This window comes from Pseudomonas sp. NFX98, assembly GCF_047784845.1.
Taxonomy (GTDB): domain Bacteria; phylum Pseudomonadota; class Gammaproteobacteria; order Pseudomonadales; family Pseudomonadaceae; genus Aquipseudomonas.
Map to the genome: position 1 here is coordinate 204,951 of NZ_JBLNNF010000004.1, position 21,987 is coordinate 226,937.

Annotated in this window: 20 protein-coding genes; 14 read left to right on the forward strand and 6 right to left on the reverse strand. The window is 59.5% G+C overall.

Annotated features, from left to right (window positions below; translation table 11 throughout):
- Positions 1-129 precede the first annotated feature (129 nt).
- From ACM110_RS07000 to ACM110_RS07010, 3 genes are all read left to right on the forward strand, one after another.
- A complete protein-coding gene (locus ACM110_RS07000) occupies positions 130-1,095 on the forward strand; it encodes a 2-hydroxyacid dehydrogenase (protein ID WP_416127176.1) in 966 nt (321 codons plus the stop codon).
- 143 nt (positions 1,096-1,238) lie between these two features.
- Complete coding sequence (locus ACM110_RS07005; protein ID WP_416127177.1) at positions 1,239-2,306, forward strand: phosphotransferase family protein; 1,068 nt, start codon at positions 1,239-1,241, stop codon at positions 2,304-2,306.
- A 36-nt stretch (positions 2,307-2,342) separates the two neighbouring features.
- Positions 2,343-3,110, forward strand: coding sequence for an SDR family oxidoreductase (locus ACM110_RS07010; protein ID WP_103393686.1), 768 nt, complete (start codon positions 2,343-2,345; stop codon positions 3,108-3,110).
- A 111-nt stretch (positions 3,111-3,221) separates the two neighbouring features.
- On the opposite strand, the gene ACM110_RS07015 is transcribed toward ACM110_RS07010, so the two are convergent.
- The 5 genes from ACM110_RS07015 to ACM110_RS07035 form a co-directional block, all read right to left on the reverse strand.
- The gene (locus tag ACM110_RS07015) at positions 3,222-3,449 is read right to left on the reverse strand and encodes a hypothetical protein (RefSeq protein ID WP_416127178.1); all 228 of its coding nucleotides are present in this window, start codon (positions 3,447-3,449) and stop codon (positions 3,222-3,224) included.
- 142 nt (positions 3,450-3,591) lie between these two features.
- Positions 3,592-3,843 carry a DUF1652 domain-containing protein gene (locus ACM110_RS07020; RefSeq protein ID WP_416127179.1) on the reverse strand — a complete coding sequence of 84 codons (252 nt, stop codon included), beginning with the start codon at positions 3,841-3,843 and terminating at the stop codon, positions 3,592-3,594.
- 177 nt (positions 3,844-4,020) lie between these two features.
- Positions 4,021-5,520 carry a helix-turn-helix transcriptional regulator gene (locus ACM110_RS07025; protein WP_416127180.1) on the reverse strand — a complete coding sequence of 500 codons (1,500 nt, stop codon included), beginning with the start codon at positions 5,518-5,520 and terminating at the stop codon, positions 4,021-4,023.
- A 174-nt stretch (positions 5,521-5,694) separates the two neighbouring features.
- Positions 5,695-6,978, reverse strand: coding sequence for a Zn-dependent hydrolase (locus ACM110_RS07030; RefSeq protein ID WP_416127181.1), 1,284 nt, complete (start codon positions 6,976-6,978; stop codon positions 5,695-5,697).
- Positions 6,979-7,119: 141 nt separating this feature from the next.
- A complete protein-coding gene (locus tag ACM110_RS07035) occupies positions 7,120-8,604 on the reverse strand; it encodes an NCS1 family nucleobase:cation symporter-1 (protein WP_338586422.1) in 1,485 nt (494 codons plus the stop codon).
- Positions 8,605-9,144: 540 nt separating this feature from the next.
- Between ACM110_RS07035 and hydA the strand changes: the two genes are divergently transcribed.
- The 3 genes from hydA (at position 9,145) to preA (ending at position 13,405) form a co-directional block, all read left to right on the forward strand.
- Entirely contained in the window at positions 9,145-10,587 is a 1,443-nt protein-coding gene (gene hydA / locus ACM110_RS07040; RefSeq protein ID WP_416127182.1) for a dihydropyrimidinase, read from the forward strand.
- Between the two features lie 175 nt (positions 10,588-10,762).
- A complete protein-coding gene (locus ACM110_RS07045; RefSeq protein ID WP_416127183.1) occupies positions 10,763-12,130 on the forward strand; it encodes an NAD(P)-dependent oxidoreductase in 1,368 nt (455 codons plus the stop codon).
- Positions 12,131-13,405: an NAD-dependent dihydropyrimidine dehydrogenase subunit PreA gene (gene preA, locus ACM110_RS07050; protein ID WP_416127184.1), complete on the forward strand. Its 1,275-nt coding sequence runs from the start codon at positions 12,131-12,133 to the stop codon at positions 13,403-13,405.
- A 107-nt stretch (positions 13,406-13,512) separates the two neighbouring features.
- Here the strand turns inward: preA and ACM110_RS07055 are convergent, their stop codons facing one another.
- Positions 13,513-14,133 (reverse strand): TetR/AcrR family transcriptional regulator, encoded by a 621-nt coding sequence (locus ACM110_RS07055; RefSeq protein ID WP_416127185.1) that lies wholly within the window; start codon positions 14,131-14,133, stop codon positions 13,513-13,515.
- A gap of 132 nt (positions 14,134-14,265) precedes the next feature.
- Between ACM110_RS07055 and copC the strand changes: the two genes are divergently transcribed.
- The 8 genes from copC (at position 14,266) to ACM110_RS07095 (ending at position 21,887) form a co-directional block, all read left to right on the forward strand.
- The gene (gene copC, locus ACM110_RS07060) at positions 14,266-14,631 is read left to right on the forward strand and encodes a copper homeostasis periplasmic binding protein CopC (RefSeq protein WP_416127186.1); all 366 of its coding nucleotides are present in this window, start codon (positions 14,266-14,268) and stop codon (positions 14,629-14,631) included.
- 3 nt (positions 14,632-14,634) lie between these two features.
- The gene (gene copD / locus ACM110_RS07065) at positions 14,635-15,492 is read left to right on the forward strand and encodes a copper homeostasis membrane protein CopD (RefSeq protein ID WP_416127187.1); all 858 of its coding nucleotides are present in this window, start codon (positions 14,635-14,637) and stop codon (positions 15,490-15,492) included.
- Positions 15,493-15,614: 122 nt separating this feature from the next.
- Complete coding sequence (locus tag ACM110_RS07070; RefSeq protein ID WP_416127188.1) at positions 15,615-16,913, forward strand: OprD family porin; 1,299 nt, start codon at positions 15,615-15,617, stop codon at positions 16,911-16,913.
- Between the two features lie 279 nt (positions 16,914-17,192).
- Complete coding sequence (locus ACM110_RS07075; RefSeq protein ID WP_416127189.1) at positions 17,193-18,017, forward strand: NAD-dependent epimerase/dehydratase family protein; 825 nt, start codon at positions 17,193-17,195, stop codon at positions 18,015-18,017.
- Between the two features lie 58 nt (positions 18,018-18,075).
- On the forward strand, positions 18,076-18,969 hold the full coding sequence (locus tag ACM110_RS07080) for an SMP-30/gluconolactonase/LRE family protein (RefSeq protein WP_416127190.1): 894 nt from the start codon (positions 18,076-18,078) through the stop codon (positions 18,967-18,969).
- A gap of 59 nt (positions 18,970-19,028) precedes the next feature.
- Positions 19,029-20,000 (forward strand): TRAP transporter substrate-binding protein, encoded by a 972-nt coding sequence (locus ACM110_RS07085; protein ID WP_416127294.1) that lies wholly within the window; start codon positions 19,029-19,031, stop codon positions 19,998-20,000.
- Positions 20,001-20,078: 78 nt separating this feature from the next.
- Complete coding sequence (locus ACM110_RS07090; protein ID WP_416127191.1) at positions 20,079-20,606, forward strand: TRAP transporter small permease; 528 nt, start codon at positions 20,079-20,081, stop codon at positions 20,604-20,606.
- A complete protein-coding gene (locus ACM110_RS07095; RefSeq protein ID WP_416127192.1) occupies positions 20,607-21,887 on the forward strand; it encodes a TRAP transporter large permease in 1,281 nt (426 codons plus the stop codon). It abuts the gene before it with no gap.
- Positions 21,888-21,987 lie beyond the last annotated feature (100 nt).

The window sequence follows — 21,987 nt, forward strand, 5'->3', positions numbered from 1 at the left end:
CTTCGCCAGCTCCTACACTGTGTAGCGCGGCTCCAGAAACGCTTGGCTTTGATCATTGCCAAAACGTCGCGGAGCCAGCAATCTCAAGCGACGTTCGAGCCCGATATTCGATGCCCACAGGAGCCACGCATGCCCGCGACCGTTCTGGTACTGGTTGAAACCATCAATGATTACCTGCCCATCCTCGAACATCAGGGTTTTCACCTGATATTGGCCCCAACGCCCGCCGAGCGCGCCGAGGCCATCAGCCGCCACAGCGGCCAGATCGACGCCGTCCTGACCCGTGGTCCACTGGGCCTGTATGGCGATGAAATCGCCGCCCTGCCCAACCTGAAGATTATCTGCGTGATCGGCGCGGGCTACGAGATGGTCGACCTGCAAACGGCCGCCGACCGTGGCATTACCGTCACCAATGGCGCGGGGGTCAACGCCTCGTCCGTCGCCGATCACGCCATGGCCCTGCTTTTGTCGCTGGTGCGGGATATTCCTCGCTGCGACGCCGCTGTGCGCCGGGGCGAGTGGCCGAAAATCATGCGCCCGTCCCTCGCGGGAAAACGCCTGGGCATTCTCGGCCTCGGCGCCGTCGGCATGGCCATCGCCAAACGCGCGGCCGCAGGTTTCGACATGAACGTGTGCTACCACAACCGCCAGCACCGCAGTGACGTGCCCTACGATTTCTGCTCGACCCCCACCGAACTTGCGCGCGCCTCGGACTTCCTGGTCATCGCCACTCCCGGTGGCCTCGGCACCAAACACCTGATCAACCGCCAGGTACTCGACGCCCTTGGCCCCAAGGGTTTTCTCGTCAATATCGCCCGCGCCAGCGTGGTGGTCACCGCCGACCTGATCATCGCGCTTGAGCAACGGCGTATCGCCGGTGCCGCACTGGATGTATTCGATGACGAACCCCAGGTACCGGATGCGCTGAAATCCCTGCCCAACGCGGTCCTGACCCCGCATGTCGCCGGATTGTCACCCGAAGCCACCCAAGGCACCGTCGAACTGGTGGGCCGCAACCTCGTGGCGTTCTTTTCCGGCCAACCCGTATTGACTCCGATCGAGATGCCGAAGGGCGTCAGCAGCGCGGTTGTGTAGAACAATTCAAACAGCTGTATCAAAAGCAATGATTGCCCGGCAACACGATCACCTATAAGGGCCGTTCGTGGTTGTGGGTGCCGGGTGTGCGCATTAGATTAGCCAATAGTTTCAGGCCTCCAGAATAAGCAGAAGGGATAAGCATGGCGCTTACTGACCAGTCCACCCGTATCCGCTCCGGCGAAGAACTCGATGCCAGCCTGATCGATCCTTACCTCAAGGCGCACATTCCAGGGCTCAGCGGCCTGCCGCAGATCAGCCAGTTCCCGGGCGGCGCCTCCAACCTCACCTATTTGCTCGAATACCCCGAACAGGAGTTCGTCCTGCGTCGGCCGCCCTTCGGCCACAAGGCCAAGTCCGCCCATGACATGGGTCGCGAATTCCGTATCCTCAATCAATTGCGCGACGGCTTTCCGTATTGCCCGAAAGCCTACGTGCACTGCACCGACGAATCGGTGATCGGTGCCGAGTTCTATGTGATGGAGCGGGTCAACGGCATCATCCTGCGTTCGGAATTGCCAGCGGAACTGGGCCTGGATTCAGCGAAAACCGAAGCCCTGTGCAAGAGCTTCATCGACAAATTCGTCGAGCTGCACCGGGTCGACTACAACGCCTATGGCCTGGGCGACCTCGGCAAACCGGAAGGTTATGTGGCGCGGCAGATCAAAGGCTGGAGCGATCGCTACGAGAAAGCCCTGACACCGGACGCGCCGCAGTGGGACGTGGTCAAAGCCTGGCTCAATGACAAGATGCCGGCCGATCACCCAACTTCCAGCATCGTGCATAACGACTATCGCTTCGACAACGTGATCCTCGACCCGAACAACCCGATGCAGATCATCGGCGTGCTCGACTGGGAACTGACCACCCTCGGCGACCCGCTGATGGACCTGGGCAACACCCTCGCCTACTGGATCGAAGCCGGCGACCCGGCGCCCGTGCAACTGATGCGCCGCCAGCCGAGCCACGCACCGGGCATGCTCACCCGCCGCGAGTTCGTCGATTACTACGCCGAGCGTTCCGGCATCCAGATCGACAACTTCGACTTCTACTACACCTACGGCCTGTTTCGTCTGGCCGGCATCGTGCAGCAGATCTACTACCGCTTCTACCATGGTCAGACCCAGGACAAACGCTTCGCGCAGTTCATTCACATGAACAAACTGCTGGAGCAGATGAGCCTGCAGGTCATCCAGAAATCCAGCCTCTGATCCGTTCCATTACAAGACTTATAACAAGGGAATCCCATGTCCAAGACTCAGTTGTTCGACCTCGACGGCAAGATCGCTTTCGTTTCCGGCGCCAGCCGCGGCATCGGTGAAGCCATCGCCAAACTGCTGGCCCAGCAAGGCGCCCATGTGATCGTGTCGAGCCGCAAGCTCGATGGCTGCCAGCACGTGGCCGACGCGATCATCGCTGCCGGCGGCAAAGCCACTGCCATCGCTTGCCACATCGGTGAAATGGAACAGATCAGTCAGGTCTTCGCCGGTATCAAGGAACAGTTCGGGCGCCTGGACATCCTGGTCAACAACGCAGCGACCAACCCGCAGTTCTGCAACGTGCTGGACACCGACCTCAGCGCCTTCCAGAAAACCGTCGACGTGAACATTCGCGGCTACTTCTTCATGTCGGTGGAAGCCGGCAAACTGATGCGCGAAAACGGTGGTGGCAGCATCATCAACGTCGCGTCGATCAATGGCGTCTCGCCGGGGATTTTCCAGGGCATCTATTCGGTGACCAAGGCCGCCGTGATCAACATGACCAAGGTCTTCGCCAAGGAATGCGCGCAGTTCGGCATCCGCTGCAACGCCCTGCTGCCGGGTCTGACCGACACCAAGTTCGCTTCGGCCCTGGTGAAGAACGAAGCGATCCTGAACACTGCGCTGCAACAGATCCCGCTCAAGCGTGTAGCGGACCCAAGCGAAATGGCCGGCGCCGTGTTGTACCTGGCCAGCGATGCTTCCAGCTACACCACCGGCGTTTCGCTGAACGTGGATGGCGGCTTCCTGTCCTGATTCCCTCCCTTGTAGGAGCTGCCGCAGGCTGCGATCTTTTGATCTTGAAAACAAAATCAAAAGATCGCAGCCTGCGGCAGGTCCTACAGGGATATTGTCCAGTTTCCCGCGTTACTGAGTGACGCAGCGCGTAGTGGTGGTGACTCGCGTCACCTCGCCGTTTTCGCCACGCACATCCCCCATCACATCGGTTTTATCCATAGGGTCCTGGCAGGTGCGCACGGGAGGTGGCGGCGGCGCGGCGGGAGGTGGTGGCGGCGGACTGGCACAGCCACCGAGAATCGCCACGCAGAATGCCAGCGACAAAGGTGTACAAACGCGTTTCCCAAGAGTTTTCATAGGTTGACCCGCGATAAGTGAACGACACATTTTTTGTGACAACAGAACCGGCGTGCAAAATCCTCACACCTGTCATAAAAAAAATATCGAAGGAACACTTATAGCGAAATCATTGAGCAGTGCCCTGAAAATCTGGCAGTTCTTACATCACCGGATCAGGACGATGCAGGGTATTACTCTCGAGTTCGTAACGCAGTTCTTCAATCAGCGCAGCCGCCGCGTCCGCTGACTGCAGCGTCGCCATGTTCAAGCCACTGACCACCAGATCCACCTGTCCCGACACCGGGTGGTAGAGTTTCACGGTCAACGAATGATCGCCCGTGATGCTGCAGTCACAGGCTCGAGGTGAAAAACTGCTTTCAATCAACATTCGCAGCTGTGCCAGCGTCATCATTGCGATTGACCCCGGCGGCGTGAAACACCGTATTGCACATTCATCAGGCGGTTCCTTCAGCGGCTTCGTAGGGGCATACAGGCGATCAGCAGATACCTGTCGCACCCTTCCAGCCTAAGAACCGCCCCACCAGAGCAACACACTAAATTGCACCCCGATCATTAGTGCATTTGCACCTTACCGCTGGCCTTTCGATCGCCCTGTGCCGGAAAACAGACCGCGCTCCCGCGCCCAAACAATCGCTTCACTACGGCTGTGCACATCGAGCTTGGAATACACCGTCGCCACATGATTGCGCACCGTGTTCGGAGCCAGTTTGAGCCGTGCGGCGATTTCCTTGTCGGCCAGACCTTCGCAGATCAAGCCCAGCACATCGCGCTCGCGGGCCGTCAATTCGGTGAAGGACACGCTGGGCAATTGCGGTGAATTGACGTTTTTCACATTGGCGAGCTTTTCGATCAGCGTGCGACTGAACCACGAGGCGTCTTTCATAACCTCTTCAATCGCGGACACCAGTTCCAGCTCGGTTCGTTTGCGCTCGGTGATATCCATCAGCACCAACAGGTAGCAGGGATTATCCTGAATGTTCACCGTGTCCGCCGACACGGCACAATCGATCAACCCAGCGTCCTTTTTACGCACCCGCACATCGATGCGATCCAGGCTTCCGGTCTTCTCGAGCGCTGCGAACAGCCGGGTTCGGGCGCCTTTGTCATCGATAAAATCGATCTGCGCGATGCTTTCGCCGATGACCTCTTCGCTGGGATAACCGAGGGTTTCCAGGAACGCTTCATTGACGTCCAGCACCAACTGATCGCCCGCCCCACACAACAGAATCGGCACCGGCGACAGGCGGAACGCCTTGGCAAAGCGTTCCTCGCTTTGGCGCAGAGCCATTTCGGCCTTATGCCGGGGCTCCATGTCGACGAAGGAAAACAGCATGCAGGGCTCGTCGTTGAGTTCCAGCGGCTGACCGGCCACGATCACCTGCTTGCTACCACCGTCGGCCATGCACAGCTCGGCCTGCATCTGCGGAATGGTCGCGCCTTCGCGCAAGCGTTGCTTGGCCAGGTCCTTGTTTTCGGCCTGTTCCAGTACGTCCAGTTCATAGGTGGACGTGCCGATCACCTGATCGCGGGCATAACCGGTCATTTCGAGGAAGCCGGGATTGACCTTGATGTAGCGCAAATCGCTGAGGCGACAGATCACCGCCGGCGCCGGGTTGGCGGCGAAGGTCTTCTCGAAACGCTGCTCGGCGCTGGCCCAGTCAGTGACATCGTCCATGATCAGCACCAGCGATTCCGGCTCGTCACGGCTGTCGGCCAATACCAGGCTACGCACCCGGTGGAACCAGGTACGCTCGTCTTCACCTGCCAAGGAGGTGACCTGCACCAACACGTCACTGAAGGTCTCGCCCCGCGCGACTCGATTGACGGGGTAGCTATCTGCGGGCACCAAGTGATTATTGCGATAGCGCAGGGCAAAGCGCTTGGCATAGGCCTTGGCATCGGCACCCAGATCGCTGACCTGCTCGACGCCGTGCATGGCCAGCGCCGCGTCATTGGCCCAGAGAATGCTCTGGTCGGGATCGAGCACAATCACCCCGTCGGACAGACCGGCGATGATCTGCTGCAACTGGCGGCGATTGGTTTCGGTGGTCAGGACGTCCTGGCTCATTACAACTCCACACGGGCGAAGGGCTTGTGAAGTTTACGACCGCCAGGCTTTGCGTTCGTGCGAAGAACCTTGTAGGAGCGAGCCTGCTCGCGAAGAACGTCCAGATAACGCCGTTATTCAGACAGGGCGCGTTATCGTTGACGTCCATCGCGAGCAGGCTCGCTCCGACACTTTTCAGGCCGCCAGTTCCCCTTTTGCGACAGCGGCCGACGCCGCCAACATCGCCCGCAACAACACCGCACACCCCGCCGCCAGATCATCCGGTGCGGCGTTTTCGATTTCGTTGTGGCTGATGCCGCCTTCGCACGGGACGAAGATCATCCCGGCCGGGCCGAGTTCGGCGAGGAAGATTGCGTCGTGCCCTGCGCCGCTGACGATGTCCATGTGCGACAGGCCCAGCCCTTGTGCGGCACCGCGTACCGCTTCGACGCAGCCTTTGTCGAAGTACAGCGGCGGAAAGTCTGCCGTAGGCGTGAGTTCGAAGGTCAGGCCGTGTTCTTCGCAGGTGGTTTCGATGACTGCGCGCACTTCGGCGATCATCGAGTCCAGGCGTGCCGGTTCCAGGTGACGGAAATCCAGGGTCATGCGCACTTCACCGGGTATGACGTTACGTGAGCCCGGGTACGCTTGCAGGCAGCCGACGGTGCCGCAGGCGTGGGGTTGATGACCGAGAGCGGCGCGATTGACCGCGCCGACGATCACGGCGGCGCCGACCAATGCATCTTTGCGCAGGTGCATCGGCGTCGGACCGGCATGGGCTTCGACGCCGCGCAGTTTCAGGTCGAACCATTTCTGCCCGAGGGCGCCCATCACCACGCCGATGGTTTTGCGTTCGTCTTCGAGGATCGGGCCTTGCTCGATGTGCGCTTCGAAGTAAGCGCCCACCGCGTGGCCGCTGACTTTGCGTGGCCCGGCGTAACCGATGGCGTTGAGCGCATCGCCAACCGTCACGCCTTCAGCGTCGACCTTGGCCAGGGTTTCTTCAAGAGTAAATTTTTCCGCGAACACGCCGGAGCCCATCATGCACGGAGCGAATCGCGAGCCTTCTTCGTTGGTCCACACCACCACTTCCAGCGGTGCTTCGGTTTCGATGTTCAGGTCGTTGAGCGTGCGCAACACTTCGACGCCGGCCAGCACGCCGAAACAGCCGTCAAACTTGCCACCGGTGGGTTGGGTGTCGATGTGGCTGCCGGTCATGACCGGTGGCAGGTTCGGATTGCGGCCAGGACGGCGGGCGAAAATGTTGCCCACGGCGTCAATGCTGACGGTACACCCGGCCTCCTCACACCAGTTGACGAAGATGTCCCGCGCCTGGCGGTCGAGATCGGTCAGGGCCAGGCGACAGACGCCGCCCTTGACCGTGGCGCCGAGCTTGGCCAGTTCCATGAGCGACTGCCACAAGCGATCGCGGTTGATGTGCTGATGGGTGGACTGCAGAACGTCTACGGCCGCGTTCATGATGATCTCCTCAGGCTGTTCTTATGGATTTCTTCAGGCAATTTGTCGGTGTCAGTGTCACCGTTTTCGCGAGCAAGCCCGCTCCCACATTTGGAATGCAATCCCCTGTGGGAGCGAGCTTGCTCGCGATGGGGCCAGTCCTCACACCGCAGATTTCGCAACAGAGTGACTGGGCCGCATCGCACACAACCCGTAATAAATCACCCCACCCAGTGCCGAACCGGTAAACCAGCCATAGCTGTAGAACCAGCTGAACGCATCGCTGCCCAACGACAACAACGTCAGCACCACCGGCACGCCGAACGCGATAAAACCATTCCAGTTCCACGCCGGGTACACGTCATCCCGATAGAGCCCGGCAAGGTCCAGTTGCTGTTTCTTGATCAGGAAATAGTCCACCACCATGATCCCCGCAATGGGGCCGAGCAAACTGGAATAGCCGAGCAGCCAATTGGAATAGACCGATTCGAGGCTGACGTCCGAAACGATCAGGCCAAGCTTTTTCAGCAACTCATGGGCCATCAACCCCAGCCCCACCAACCCGGTGAGGATCACCGCTTTAGTCCGGTTGATCACCTTCGGCGCAAGGTTCTGGAAGTCATTGGTCGGCGACACGATGTTGGCCGCGGTGTTGGTCGACAGCGTGGCGATGATGATCAGCGCCATGGCAATGGCCACCCACACCGGGCTCTGGATATGGCCAATCAGCGTCACTGGATCGGACACCGTCACGCCCACCAGTTTCACCGAGGCAGCGGTCATCACCACGCCGAGGGAGGCAAACAGGAACATGGTCAGCGGCAAGCCGATGATCTGCCCGACAATCTGATCCTTCTGGCTTTTTGCGTAGCGGCTGAAGTCCGGAATGTTCAGTGACAACGTGGCCCAGAACCCGACCATCGCCGTCAGCCCGGCGGCAAAGTAACTGGCCACGCCGGCGCCTTCCGGACGCTTGGCCGGGATCGCCAGCAATTCGGTCATCGACACATTGGGCATGGCCCAGACCAGCAGCCCTGCGCCCACCAACACCAACAGCGGTGCAGACAGGGTTTCCAGCCATTTGATCGACTCGGCGCCGCGAATCACCACCCACAGGTTAAGCGCCCAGAACACCATGAAGCCAATCACCTCACCCGTGCCGCCGAGGGATTTCCAGCCCTCGAACACCGACCCCAGAAACAGGTGAATCGCCAGGCCGCCGAACATCGTTTGAATGCCGAACCAGCCGCATGCCACCAACGCCCGGATCAGACACGGGATGTTCGAACCGAGGACGCCGAAAGACGAGCGCAGCAACACCGGAAACGGAATCCCGTACTTGGTGCCGGGGAAGGCATTCAGGGTCAGGGGAATCAGCACGATGATGTTGGCAAACAGAATCGCCAGCAGCGCTTCGCCAACGCTCAGGCCGAAATACGCGGTCAACACGCCGCCAAGGGTATAGGTCGGCACGCAAATCGCCATGCCGACCCACAGCGCGGTGATGTGCCATTTATTCCAGGTTCGTTCACGCACTTTTGTCGGCGCGATGTCGTGGTTATAACGGGGACTGTCGAGGACATCGCTGCCGGCTTCAAGCTCAAACAAGCCGTCGCGCTCGGTCACTTGCGATCTGATCTGTTGCATGGCCGCTCCACTGTTCTTTTGATTATTTTTGCTCATCAGGGGCTGGCGACATCAATAACCGTGCCGGACACCCCGATTGCGCATCGGGCAGTTCCATAAACACTTTGCAACTAACTGATGTTTATCAGTTTTATTCACTGACTCGACTATTAGCCGTGCCACTCAGGCCGAATGCCAGGCAAGTTGTCCGAACAGTCAGGACTCAATCTGGTGCGTTGATCTTTTTTTCAAAGTCGCGCATCAACCATAGACCATACTCAAACAGCTGATTTCACATAAGAAATCTTGACCATTTTTGGATCCTGTCAAGTGCGTCAAAATGGTGAGAGGGCTCACCATTTTGGTGATTTATGTTTTAAATCGTTATTTATCAATCAGTTAAAACAGCAATAAGCTTATAAAAAATATTCTTGCTGATTCCACAAACTGCGGCTAGCGTTTAATCCTGACAGCGTTGACAGGAATAACCCTGTTGGCACTTGCTTCATATAAAACATTTAGAACCGGCATCAGTCGGTCATTGCCTGCGAGGAATCCGGAATGTCTCTGTTGATCCGTGGCGCTACCGTTGTTACCCATGATGAAAATTATCGCGCCGATGTGTATTGCGCAGACGGCGTGATCAAGGCCATTGGCGAAAACCTCGACATTCCCGCAGGTGCCGAAATACTCGACGGCAGCGGCCAATACCTGATGCCGGGCGGCATCGATCCACACACTCACATGCAACTGCCCTTCATGGGCACCGTGGCCAGCGAAGACTTTTTCAGCGGCACGGCGGCGGGTCTTGCCGGTGGTACGACTTCGATCATCGACTTCGTGATTCCCAACCCGCAGCAATCGTTGATGGAAGCCTTTCATCAGTGGCGCGGCTGGGCCGAGAAGTCGGCGTCCGACTACGGTTTCCACGTCGCCATCACCTGGTGGAGCGAACAGGTTCGCGAAGACATGGCCGAGCTGGTCAGCCAGCACGGGGTCAACAGCTTCAAGCATTTCATGGCGTACAAAAACGCGATCATGGCCGCCGACGACACGTTGGTGGCGAGCTTCGAACGCTGCCTGGAATTGGGTGCTGTTCCTACTGTTCACGCGGAAAACGGTGAACTGGTTTATCACCTGCAACGCAAGCTGATGGCCCAAGGCATGACCGGGCCGGAAGCGCATCCGCTGTCACGCCCATCGCAGGTTGAAGGCGAAGCCGCGAGCCGGGCGATCCGGATTGCCGAAACTCTCGGCACGCCGCTGTATCTGGTGCATGTCTCCACCAAAGAAGCGCTGGACGAAATCACCTATGCCCGCAGCAAAGGCCAACCGGTCTACGGCGAAGTGCTGGCCGGGCATCTACTGCTGGACGACAGCGTCTACCAGCACCCGGACTGGCAGACCGCTGCCGGTTACGTGATGAGTCCGCCGTTCCGTCCGCGCGGTCATCAGGAAGCACTCTGGCATGGCCTGCAAGCGGGCAACCTGCACACCACCGCCACCGACCACTGCTGCTTCTGCGCCGAGCAAAAAGCCGCCGGCAAGGACGACTTCAGCAAAATCCCCAATGGCACTGCCGGCATTGAAGACCGCATGGCTGTGCTCTGGGAAGAAGGAGTGAACACCGGGCGTTTTTCGATGCAGCAATTCGTTGCCCTCACCTCCACCAATACCGCGAAAATCTTCAACCTCTACCCGCGCAAAGGCGCGATCCGCGTCGGTTCCGATGCCGATCTGGTGCTGTGGGACCCGCAAGGCACGCGGACAATCTCGGCCAAGACCCATCACCAGCAAGTCGACTTCAACATCTTCGAAGGCAAGACCGTGCGTGGCGTGCCGAGCCATACCATCAGCCAGGGCCGCGTGGTCTGGGCCGATGGCGACTTGCGCGCCGAGCGTGGTGCCGGGCGGTATATAGAACGGCCGGCGTATCCGGCGGTGTTTGATTTGTTGAGCAAGCGGGCTGAGTTGAATCAGCCGGTTGCTGTGAAACGCGGATAGCACTACAGGAAAACGCATCCCTGTGTAGGAGCTGCCGAAGGCTGCGATCTTTTGACCTTGATCTTGAAAAGCAAAATCAAAAGATCGCAGCCTTCGGCAGCTCCTACAGCGGACTGAGCAAGATTCAAAAAATGCCCATCAGAGGCAGCACCTCAATCACCGTGAGGCCAAAACCGTGATCAAGACCCTGACCCACCTCCCGCATCCTTACGAGAACGCGGCCGTCCTCGCTGGCCAATTTACCGATCTGGCGCCGCCGCTCAATGAGCGTCAGGCGCATCTGGAAGCCTCGCGCTGCCTGTATTGCTACGACGCTCCGTGCGTGAACGCCTGCCCGAGCGAGATCGATATTCCCTCGTTCATCCGCAACATTCATCAGGACAACGTGCAAGGCGCGGCGCAGAAAATCCTCTCGGCCAACATCCTCGGCGGCAGTTGCGCCCGGGTCTGCCCGACGGAAATCCTTTGCCAGCAAGCCTGTGTGCGCAATAACAGCCACGAATGCGCGCCGGTGCTGATCGGCCTTTTGCAGCGCTACGCCGTGGACAACGCGCACTTCAGCGAACACCCCTTCCCCCGCGCCGCCGCTACCGGCAAACGCATCGCCGTGGTCGGTGCCGGCCCGGCCGGCTTGTCCTGCGCCCACCGCAGCGCCATGCACGGGCATGACGTGGTGATTTTCGAGGCGCGAGAAAAGGCCGGTGGCCTGAATGAATACGGCATCGCCAAATACAAACTGGTGGACGACTACGCGCAAAGAGAACTCGACTTCCTGTTGGACATTGGCGGCATCGAAGTCCGGCACGGACAAAAACTCGGAGAGAACCTGAGCCTCAGCGACCTGCATCAACAATTCGACGCGGTGTTCCTCGGCCTCGGTCTGGCCGCCAGCAAACAATTGGGCCTGGCGCACGAAGACGCGCCCGGCCTGCTCGCCGCCACCGACTTCATCCGCGAATTGCGCCAGGCCGATGACCTGACCGAGTTACCGCTGGCCGACCACTGCATCGTGCTCGGCGCCGGCAACACCGCCATCGACATGGCCGTGCAAATGGCTCGCCTCGGCGCTCACGACGTGAACCTCGTCTACCGCCGTGGCGTCGAGGACATGGGCGCCACGCATCACGAACAAGACATCGCCAAAGCCAATCAAGTGCGCCTGTTGACCTGGGCGCAACCCGAGGAAGTGTTGCTCGATGACCAAGGGCAAGTGCGCGGCATGCGTTTCGCCCGCACGCATCTGGTTGAGGGTCGCCTGCAAACCACGGGTGAAACTTTCGAACTGGCGGCTGACGCGATCTTCAAGGCCATCGGCCAATCCTTCGACGGCAACGCCCTCGCCGATCCGCTGGCCCGCGAACTCAAGCGTCAGGGCGAGCGCATTGAAGTGGACGAAAACCTGCGCACCAGCATTCCCGGCGTGTATGCCGGTGGTGACTGCACCAGCCTCGATCAGGACCTCACCGTGCAAGCGGTGCAACACGGCAAGCGCGCCGCCGAGGCGATCAACGCTCAACTGATGCTCAACGTGGAGGCTGCGTAAATGGCCGATCTGTCGATTGTCTTCGCTGGCATCAAATCCCCGAATCCGTTCTGGCTGGCCTCCGCGCCGCCGACCGACAAGGCCTACAACGTGGTCCGCGCCTTTGAAGCGGGTTGGGGCGGTGTAGTCTGGAAAACCCTGGGGGAAGACCCGGCGGCGGTGAACGTGTCTTCGCGCTATTCGGCACACTTCGGGGCTAACAGAGAGGTCCTCGGATTCAACAACATCGAACTGATCACCGACCGCTCGCTGGAGATCAACCTGCGGGAAATCACCCAGGTGAAAAAGGACTGGCCGGACCGTGCGCTGATCGTTTCGTTGATGGTGCCTTGCGTCGAGGAATCCTGGAAACACATCCTGCCGCTGGTGGAAGCCACCGGTGCCGACGGTATCGAACTGAACTTCGGTTGCCCTCACGGCATGCCGGAACGTGGCATGGGCGCGGCGGTGGGTCAGGTGCCGGAGTACGTCGAGCAAGTCACCCGTTGGTGCAAGACGTATTGTTCGCTGCCGGTGATCGTCAAGCTCACGCCGAACATCACCGACATCCGCGTCGCGGCCCGCGCGGCCCATCGCGGCGGTGCGGATGCGGTGTCGCTGATCAACACCATCAACTCGATTACCAGCGTCAACCTGGAGCGCATGGTTGCCAATCCCATGGTCGGTAGCCAAAGCACCCACGGCGGTTATTGCGGTTCGGCGGTCAAGCCGATTGCCTTGAACATGGTCGCCGAAATCGCCCGCGACCCGCAGACCCAAGGCCTGCCCATCAGCGGCATCGGCGGCATCGGCAACTGGCGCGACGCGGCGGAGTTCATCGCTCTGGGCAGCGGCTCGGTGCAAGTGTGCACGGCGGCGATGCTCCACGGTTTCCGGATCGTCGAGGAAATGAAGGACGGCCTCTCACGCTGGATGGACAGCCAAGGCTACGCCAGCATCGCCGAGTTTTCCGGGCGCGCGGTAACCAACACCACGGACTGGAAGTACCTGGACATCAACTATCAGGTGATCGCGAAAATCGACCAGGAGGCGTGCATCGGTTGTGGTCGCTGCCATATCGCCTGCGAAGACACCTCGCACCAGGCCGTGGCCAGTCTGAAAAAAGCCGACGGTACGCACAGCTATGAAGTGATCGATGAGGAATGCGTGGGCTGCAACCTGTGCCAGATCACCTGCCCGGTCGAGGACTGCATCGAGATGGTGCCGATGGAGAACGGCAAGCCGTTTCTGGACTGGAATCATGATCCGAGGAATCCGTTTCATGTTGCCGTCTGATCGCTGAAGATCAAAAGATCGCAGCCTCGTTTCACTCGACAGCTCCTACAAGGGAACGCGCAATCCTGTAGGAGCTGTCGAGTGAAACGTGGCTGCGATCTTGCGATTTATGGCTCCAACCCGATCCCCCGCAAAATCACACTCGTCACCGTCTGCACCGCCCGCTCAAACTGCATGTCCGACAGCGGTTGATGGTCATTGAGAATGCTCACCTGATGATCGAAGTCGGCGTAGTGCTGGGTCGAGGCCCAGATCATGTACAGCAGGCTCGACGGTTCCACCGGCAGGATGCGGCCATCTTCCACCCACTGGCGGATCTTCGCTTCTTTCATCTTGGCCCAGTCGTACAGGCTCGCATCCAGCGCTGTGCCCAGGGTTGGCGCGCCGTGGATGATTTCGTTGGCCCAGACTTTCGAACCATGCGGCCGGCTGCGGGAGTGGTTCATCTTGGCGCGGATGTAGCTGCTGAGCACCACGCGCGGGTCGTCGAACATCTCGAAGCACAGCGCGTCCTGTTTCCACACTTCCAGCAGGTCGAACAGCACGGCGCTGTACAGTTCGGTCTTGGTGCTGAAGTAGTAATGCAGGTTGGAGCGCGGCAGTTGCACTTCGGCGGCGATGTCGGCCATGGCAGTGCTGCCGAAACCTTTTTCGGCGAAGACCTTCTCGGCCCCCAGCAGAATTTTCTCGACGTTACTGCGACGAATCTCGATCTTGTGATTGCCCATGAGGGCTCCCTGACAACAGCGTTAAACAAGACTAGCATCCGCTCTGGCTTGCGGCGACAGGGGAAAAGCAAACTTCGTACAACCTGCGTCGCCCGACTAAACTGACCCGAACCCGCCGCTGAGGGACTCACCATGCGCTTGACGAAAACCCTGACCGCCGTCGCCCTGCTCGGCTCGCTGCTTGCCGCTTCAGCGGTGTTTGCCCATGCCCATTTGCAAAGCCAGACACCCGCCGCCGACAGCACCGTGAAAGCCCCGGCGGAACTGAGCCTGGTGTTTTCCGAAGGCGTAGAAGCCGACTTCTGCAAAGTCACGATCACCCACGACGGTGCCGATGTGCTGGTGAAAAGCCTGGTCACCCAAGGCCCTGATAAAAAGACCCTGATCGTCACCCCGGCTGTGCCGTTGACTGCGGGTGATTACAAGGTCGAGTGGCATGTCGTGTCGGTCGATACTCACAAGAGCGAAGGCGCTTACGCGTTCGACGTCGCCCAGTAACACATGACCAGCGCGATGGTGCTGTGCCGTTTCCTGCATTTCACCGTGGTGCTGATGCTGTTCGGAGCGTGGGTGTTCAGGCCACTGCTATTACGCAGCGAGACAACGCTGGATCAGTCGCTGGCGCGCGTCTGTCGTTGGCTCGCAACACTGGCACTGCTCAGTGGCATTGGCTGGTTGCTGCTGGTCACCGCGAGCATGGCTGGCACGTGGGAGGCGGCGTTTGAGTCGTCGACCTTGCAGCGAGTGCTGACACATACCTTTTTTGGGCGAATCTGGACCTGGCACCTGCTGTTCAATGGCTTGCTGGTGGCGTTGCTGCTGACGCCCCAGCGCAACAATCTGCCATTGCAAGTCATCCTCAGCGGCTTGGCATTGGCGACCCTCTCCCCGGTCGGCCACGGCGCCATGCTCGATGGCGCCGCAGGGCAATTACTGATCCTCAATCAACTCATTCACCTGACTTGCGTCGGCACCTGGCTCGGCGGCCTGTTGCTGCTGGTCATGATCCTGCGCCGCCCTGACGGACATGCCATCAGCACGCTGTTGCAGCGATTCAGCGGCGTTGGTTATGTCTTAGTGGCTGGGCTGATAGTCAGCGGATTGATCAACGTGCGGGTGCTCACCGGAGCCTGGTGGCCGACGCCGTTGCTGTCGGGTTTTGCCCTGATTCTGTTGATCAAGGTGTCGCTGGTTGCCGCGATGTTGGGGTTGGCGTTGTTCAATCGGTTGCGGATCGATGATTGTGAACGGCGTCTGGCGACGTTGCGCGACAGCGTAATGCTGGAGTGGTTGTTGGGGCTTGGCGCGGTAGCGGCGGTCTCGCTGCTCGGAACCCTGCCGCCGATGATTTCGAACTGAGCCAACAAGTCATCGTATAACTTCCGATTGACAACCCTCGAAAATCCCGCAAATATTCGCCCCAATGTTGTACGACGACGTATGACAAACAATAAAAACAAAAAAGAAAATGGAGCGCCACAGTGAGCAAATTCGCCCGCAATTTTTCCGTCCGTAGTCCACGCCCAACCTTCGCCCGTCGCCACACTCTTAGCCTGATCGGTTGCAGCAGCCTGGCCCTCGCCCTGCCAATGACCAGCCAGGCCGAAGGTTTCACCGATGATGCCAAAGCCACGCTGAACCTGCGCAACGCCTACTTCAATCGCAACTACACCAACCCGGCCTACCCGCAGGGCAAGGCGGAAGAGTGGACGCAGAACTTCATCCTCGACGCCAAGTCCGGCTTCACCCAAGGCCCGATCGGTTTTGGTGTAGACGTGCTGGGGCTGTACTCGCAAAAGCTCGACGGCGGTAAAGGCACTGGCGGCACGCAACTGCTGCCGATCCACGGTGATGGCCGCCCCGCCGACAACTTCGGGCGCCTGGGTGTTGCGTTAAAAGGCAAGATTTCCAAGACCGAATTGAAGGTCGGTGAATGGATGCCGGTACTGCCGATCCTGCGCTCCGATGACGGCCGTTCGCTGCCGCAAACCTTCCAGGGCGGCCAGGTGACCTCCACCGAAATCAGTGGCCTGACGCTCTACGGCGGTCAGTTCCGTCAGAACAGTCCGCGCAACGATGCGAGCATGGAAGACATGTTCATGAACGGCAAATCGGCGGCCTTCAGTTCCGACCGTTTCAACTTCGGCGGCGGCGAATACGCCTTCAACGAAAAACGCACCCAGGTCGGTGTGTGGTACGCCGAACTCAGCGACATCTATCAGCAGCAATACTTCAACCTGAGCCACAGCCAGCCGATCGGCGACTGGACCCTCGGCGCCAACCTCGGCTACTTCATCGGCAAGGAAGACGGCAGCGCCCTGGCCGGTGACCTCGACAACAAGACCGCATTCGCCCTGCTCTCAGCCAAATACGGCGGCAACACCTTCTATGTCGGCTTGCAGAAACTCAGCGGCGACGATGTCTGGATGCGGGTCAACGGCACCAGCGGCGGCACCCTGGCCAACGACAGCTACAACTCCAGCTATGACAACGCCAAGGAAAAATCCTGGCAGGTGCGTCATGACTACAACTTCGTCGCTCTCGGCGTTCCTGGCCTGACCCTGATGAACCGCTATATCAGCGGCGACAACGTGCACACCGGGACCATCACCGACGGCAAGGAATGGGGCCGCGAATCGGAACTGGCCTACACCGTGCAGAGCGGTCCGCTGAAAAACCTCAACGTCAAATGGCGTAACGCGAGCATCCGCAAGAACTTCAGCACCAACGAGTTCGATGAGAACCGGTTGTTTATCAGCTACCCGATTTCGTTGCTGTAAGGCAGGGATTCACACAATCCCTGTGGGAGCGAGCTTGCTCGCGATGGCGGTGAATCAGTCGACATGGATGTTGAATGTCAAACCGCAATCGCGAGCAAGCTCGCTCCCACAGGGTCCGCGCCAGCCTGGAGACTTATGTCCGAGCCGCGGAAGATTACCCTCCGTCCATTTCCACCAAAGTCGCGTTGACAAGAACCGGAAAGCCTAACGATACTTCGGCATAGTCGTACGACAACCTACAACGATTCAATAACAATAACCGCTTGTCCAGGGATTCCCATGACGACCACTGCAACCGCCCGCATTCCCTTCAATCGCCTGCTGCTGACCGGCGCCGCCGGTGGCCTGGGCAAAGTCTTGCGCGAAAGCCTGCGCCCGTATGCCAACGTCATTCGCCTGTCGGACATCGCCGACATCGCGCCGGCCATCGATGACCGCGAAGAAGTCGTGCCCTGCGACCTCGCCGACAAGCAAGCCGTGCATCAACTGGTCGAAGGCGTGGACGCGATCCTGCACTTCGGCGGCGTGTCGACCGAGCATTCGTTCGAACAGATCCTCGGCGCCAACATCTGCGGTGTGTTCCACATCTATGAAGCGGCACGCCGGCATGGCGTCAAGCGCGTGATCTTCGCCAGCTCCAACCACGTCATCGGCTTCTATAAGCAGGACGAAGTGATCGACGCCCATTCCCCTCATCGCCCTGACAGCTATTACGGCTTGTCCAAAGCCTACGGCGAAGACATGGCCACGTTCTACTTCGACCGCTACGGCATCGAGACTGTCAGCGTGCGCATCGGTTCGTCGTTCCCGGAACCACAGAACCGCCGGATGATGAGCACCTGGCTGAGCTTCGGCGACCTGACCCAATTGCTCGAACGCGCGTTGTACACCCCGAACGTCGGCCACACCGTGGTCTACGGCATGTCCGACAACAAGGACATCTGGTGGGACAACCGCTATGCCACGCACCTGGGCTATGCGCCGAACGACACTTCGGAAGTGTTTCGCGAAAAGGTTGAAGCGCAGCCAATGCCGGCTGCCGATGACCCGGCGCGGGTTTACCAGGGCGGCGGGTTCTGCGCGGCCGGCCCGTTCGGCGACTGAAACATCCAACGCTTACCACTTGATCCCCACAACAAAAAGCCCAAGGGAATGAGTTGCCATGCAAGCCGAATTGATTGTCGATGCCCGTAACGCCGTCGGTGAAAGCCCGGTCTGGGTCCCCGAAGAAAACGCCCTGTATTGGGTCGATATTCCCGCCGGTGGCCTGCAACGCTGGAGCGCCGAAACCGGGCATGTCCACGCCTGGAAGACGCCGGAAATGCTCGCGTGCATCACCCGGCACCGTGACGGTGGCTGGGTCGCGGGAATGGAAAGCGGGTTCTTTCATCTGCACGCGCATAGCGATGGCAGCCTCGACAGCGACTTGCTCGCACACGTTGATCACGCCCGCACCGACATGCGCCTGAACGATGGTCGCTGCGACCGCCAAGGGCGTTTCTGGGCCGGCAGCATGGTGCTGAACATGGGCGCCAATGCCGCTGACGGTACGCTCTATCGCTACAGCGCCGGGCAACGCGGACCGCTCGCTGCGCAACTGGGCGGCTTCATCGTGCCCAACGGCCTGGGTTTCAGCCCGGACGGCAAGACCATGTACCTGTCGGACTCGCACCCCAATGTGCAACTGATCTGGGCCTTCGACTACGACATCGACAGCGGCACCCCCTCCAATCGCCGCGTATTTGTCGACATGAATGACTACTGCGGTCGCCCTGACGGCGCGGCGGTGGATGCCGAAGGCTGCTACTGGATCTGCGCCAACGACGCCGGATTGATTCACCGCTTTACCCCCGACGGCCGACTGGATCGCTCACTCGCCGTACCGGTGAAAAAACCAACCATGTGCGCCTTCGGCGGCAGTCGACTGGACACGCTGTTCGTGACCTCGATTCGCCCCGGTGACGACCACGACGAACAGTCGCTGGCCGGTGGTGTGTTCGCCCTCAACCCCGGCGTCAACGGCTTGCCGGAACCGCTGTTCAACGATTTGCCTTAACCCCCTCTGCTACACCGCTGTGCCTTGAACAAAAAAACAATAAAACCGGAGACACAATGATGGACTTCAAACGCACCTTGCTCGCCGCAGCACTCCCGCTCGCCTTCTCGCTCAGCAGCGCCGCCCATGCGCTGGAAATCAAATTCGCCGACATCCATCCCGCCGGTTATCCGACCGTGGTGGCTGAAGAGCAACTGGGTAAAACCCTGGTGGCCGACAGCGACGGCAAGCTGACCTTCAAGATGTTCGCCGGCGGTGTGCTGGGTTCGGAAAAGGAAGTGGTCGAACAGGCTCAGGTCGGTGCCATCCAGATGGCTCGCGTCAGTCTCGGGATCGTCGGCCCGGTAGTGCCGGACGTGAACGTGTTCAACATGCCGTTCGTGTTCCGTGACCAGGCGCACATGCGCAAAGTCATTGACGGTGAAGTCGGCGACGAGATCCTAGACAAGATCACCAATTCCGAATTCAACCTGGTCGCCCTGGCCTGGATGGACGGCGGCACGCGCAACCTCTACACCAAGAAACCAGTACGCACCCTCGAAGACCTCAAGGGCATGAAAATCCGCGTACAAGGCAACCCGATGTTCATCGAAACCATCAACGCCATGGGCGGCAACGGCATTGCGATGGACACCGGCGAAATCTTCAGTGCCTTGCAGACCGGCGTGATCGACGGCGCGGAAAACAATCCGCCGACCATGCTTGAACACAACCACTTCCAGAACGCCAAGTTCTACAGCCTGACCGGCCACCTGATCCTGCCTGAGCCGATCGTGATGTCGAAGATCACCTGGAACAAACTCACCCCTGAGCAGCAGGCGCTGGTGAAGAAAACCGCCAAAGCCGCACAGGCCCAGGAACGCACCTTGTGGGATGCGAAATCGGCCAGCAGCGAAGAGAAGCTCAAGGCTGCGGGCGTCGAGTTCATCACCGTCGACAAAAAGCCTTTCTATGAAGCGACCGCCTCGATCCGCGAGAAGTACGGCGCACCTTACGCCGACCTGATCAAGCGCATCGAAGCCGTTCAGTAACTCTCCCTGCATTCAAGAAAGGCCCGGCGCCACTGACGTTGGTATCTGTCAGTGCGCGCCCGGTTACGGTGGAACCCGATGAAGAATCTGCTGCTACGTTTCAATGACAAGCTCTACATGACCTGTATCTGGGTCGCCGGGCTCTCCGTATTGGCCATTGCGCTGATCATCCCCTGGGGCGTATTTGCCCGTTATGTACTCGGTACCGGCTCCAGCTGGCCTGAGCCCACCGCAATCCTGCTGATGATGGTGTTCACTTTCATCGGCGCCGCCGCCAGCTATCGCTCCGGCTCGCACATGGCGGTGGCAATGCTCACCGACCGCATGCCACCGAATCTGCGCAAGGCCATGAGTGTGTTTGCACAATTGCTGATGGCAACCATCAGCCTGTTCATGGCGATCTGGGGCACCAAACTGTGCCTGTCGACGTGGAACCAATTCATGAGCGCCCTGCCGACCCTGCGCGTGGGCATCACCTACATGCCGATTCCCGTGGGCGGCGTGCTGACGCTGATTTTTGTTATGGAAAAACTCCTGTTCGGTGATCAGAGCAACCGTCGGGTCGTGCGTTTCGACATCGTTGAAGAAAACGAAGGGGCTGCCTGAATGGACGCTTTTATTCTGTTGGGCAGTTTTATCGCGTTGATCCTGATCGGCATGCCTGTCGCTTATGCGCTGGGGCTTTCCGCGCTGATCGGCGCGTTCTGGATCGACATTCCGTTCCAGGCGCTGATGATTCAGGTTGCCGGTGGCGTGAACAAATTCTCCCTGCTGGCGATTCCGTTCTTCGTCCTGGCCGGCGCGATCATGGCCGAGGGCGGCATGTCCCGGCGTCTGGTGGCGTTTGCCGGGGTGCTGGTGGGTTTCGTGCGCGGCGGCTTGTCGCTGGTCAACATCATGGCCTCGACCTTCTTCGGTGCGATCTCCGGTTCTTCGGTGGCGGATACCGCTTCGGTGGGTTCGGTGCTGATTCCTGAAATGGAACGTCGCGGCTATCCGCGGGAGTTCGCCACCGCTGTGACGGTCAGCGGTTCGGTTCAAGCCCTGCTGACCCCGCCAAGCCACAACTCGGTGCTCTACTCGCTGGCGGCGGGCGGCACGGTGTCGATTGCCTCGCTGTTCATGGCCGGCGTGGTGCCGGGCCTGTTGATGAGCGCGTGCCTGATGGTGCTGTGCCTGATCTTCGCCAAGAAGCGCGACTACCCGAAAGGCGAAGTCATTCCGATGCGCGAAGCGCTGAAGATTTGCGGTGAAGCGTTGTGGGGCCTGATGGCAATGGTCATCATCCTCGGCGGTATTCTTTCGGGGATTTTCACTGCGACCGAATCGGCGGCCATTGCCGTGCTGTGGTCGTTCTTCGTGACCATGTTCATCTACCGCGACTACAAGTGGAGCGAGCTGCCGAAACTGATGCACCGTACGGTGCGGACAATTTCGATCGTGATGATCCTGATCGGTTTCGCTGCAAGCTTCGGCTACATCATGACGCTGATGCAGATCCCGGCGAAGATCACCACGATGTTCCTGACCCTGTCGGACAACCGTTACGTGATCCTGATGTGCATCAACGTCATGCTGCTGTTGCTCGGCACGGTGATGGACATGGCGCCGCTGATCCTGATTCTGACGCCGATCCTGATGCCGGTGATTCTCGGCATTGGCGTGGACCCGGTGCAGTTCGGCATGATCATGCTGGTGAACCTGGGGATTGGTTTGATAACGCCGCCCGTGGGTGCGGTACTTTTCGTGGGGTCTGCCGTGGGTAAAGTCAGTATCGAATCCACCGTGAAAGCGCTGCTGCCGTTCTATGGCGTGCTGTTCCTGGTGCTGTTGGCCGTGACCTACATTCCGGCAATTTCGCTGTGGTTGCCGCATTTGGTGTTGTAATCCTTGTCCTGTAGGAGCACGGCTTGCCGGCGATAGCGATCTCACGTACGCCATCGCCGGCAAGCCGTGCTCCTACGGGGGATTTCATTCATATCCCACT

Coding starts and splice junctions, on each gene's coding strand:
- ACM110_RS07000 (WP_416127176.1), top strand. CDS start 130: ATGCCCGCGACCGTTCTGGTACTGGTTGAAACCATCAATGATTACCTG.
- ACM110_RS07005 (WP_416127177.1), top strand. CDS start 1,239: ATGGCGCTTACTGACCAGTCCACCCGTATCCGCTCCGGCGAAGAACTC.
- ACM110_RS07010 (WP_103393686.1), top strand. CDS start 2,343: ATGTCCAAGACTCAGTTGTTCGACCTCGACGGCAAGATCGCTTTCGTT.
- ACM110_RS07015 (WP_416127178.1), bottom strand. CDS start 3,449: ATGAAAACTCTTGGGAAACGCGTTTGTACACCTTTGTCGCTGGCATTC.
- ACM110_RS07020 (WP_416127179.1), bottom strand. CDS start 3,843: ATGATGACGCTGGCACAGCTGCGAATGTTGATTGAAAGCAGTTTTTCA.
- ACM110_RS07025 (WP_416127180.1), bottom strand. CDS start 5,520: ATGAGCCAGGACGTCCTGACCACCGAAACCAATCGCCGCCAGTTGCAG.
- ACM110_RS07030 (WP_416127181.1), bottom strand. CDS start 6,978: ATGAACGCGGCCGTAGACGTTCTGCAGTCCACCCATCAGCACATCAAC.
- ACM110_RS07035 (WP_338586422.1), bottom strand. CDS start 8,604: ATGCAACAGATCAGATCGCAAGTGACCGAGCGCGACGGCTTGTTTGAG.
- hydA (WP_416127182.1), top strand. CDS start 9,145: ATGTCTCTGTTGATCCGTGGCGCTACCGTTGTTACCCATGATGAAAAT.
- preA (WP_416127184.1), top strand. CDS start 12,131: ATGGCCGATCTGTCGATTGTCTTCGCTGGCATCAAATCCCCGAATCCG.
- ACM110_RS07055 (WP_416127185.1), bottom strand. CDS start 14,133: ATGGGCAATCACAAGATCGAGATTCGTCGCAGTAACGTCGAGAAAATT.
- copC (WP_416127186.1), top strand. CDS start 14,266: ATGCGCTTGACGAAAACCCTGACCGCCGTCGCCCTGCTCGGCTCGCTG.
- copD (WP_416127187.1), top strand. CDS start 14,635: ATGACCAGCGCGATGGTGCTGTGCCGTTTCCTGCATTTCACCGTGGTG.
- ACM110_RS07075 (WP_416127189.1), top strand. CDS start 17,193: ATGACGACCACTGCAACCGCCCGCATTCCCTTCAATCGCCTGCTGCTG.
- ACM110_RS07080 (WP_416127190.1), top strand. CDS start 18,076: ATGCAAGCCGAATTGATTGTCGATGCCCGTAACGCCGTCGGTGAAAGC.
- ACM110_RS07085 (WP_416127294.1), top strand. CDS start 19,029: ATGGACTTCAAACGCACCTTGCTCGCCGCAGCACTCCCGCTCGCCTTC.
- ACM110_RS07090 (WP_416127191.1), top strand. CDS start 20,079: ATGAAGAATCTGCTGCTACGTTTCAATGACAAGCTCTACATGACCTGT.
- ACM110_RS07095 (WP_416127192.1), top strand. CDS start 20,607: ATGGACGCTTTTATTCTGTTGGGCAGTTTTATCGCGTTGATCCTGATC.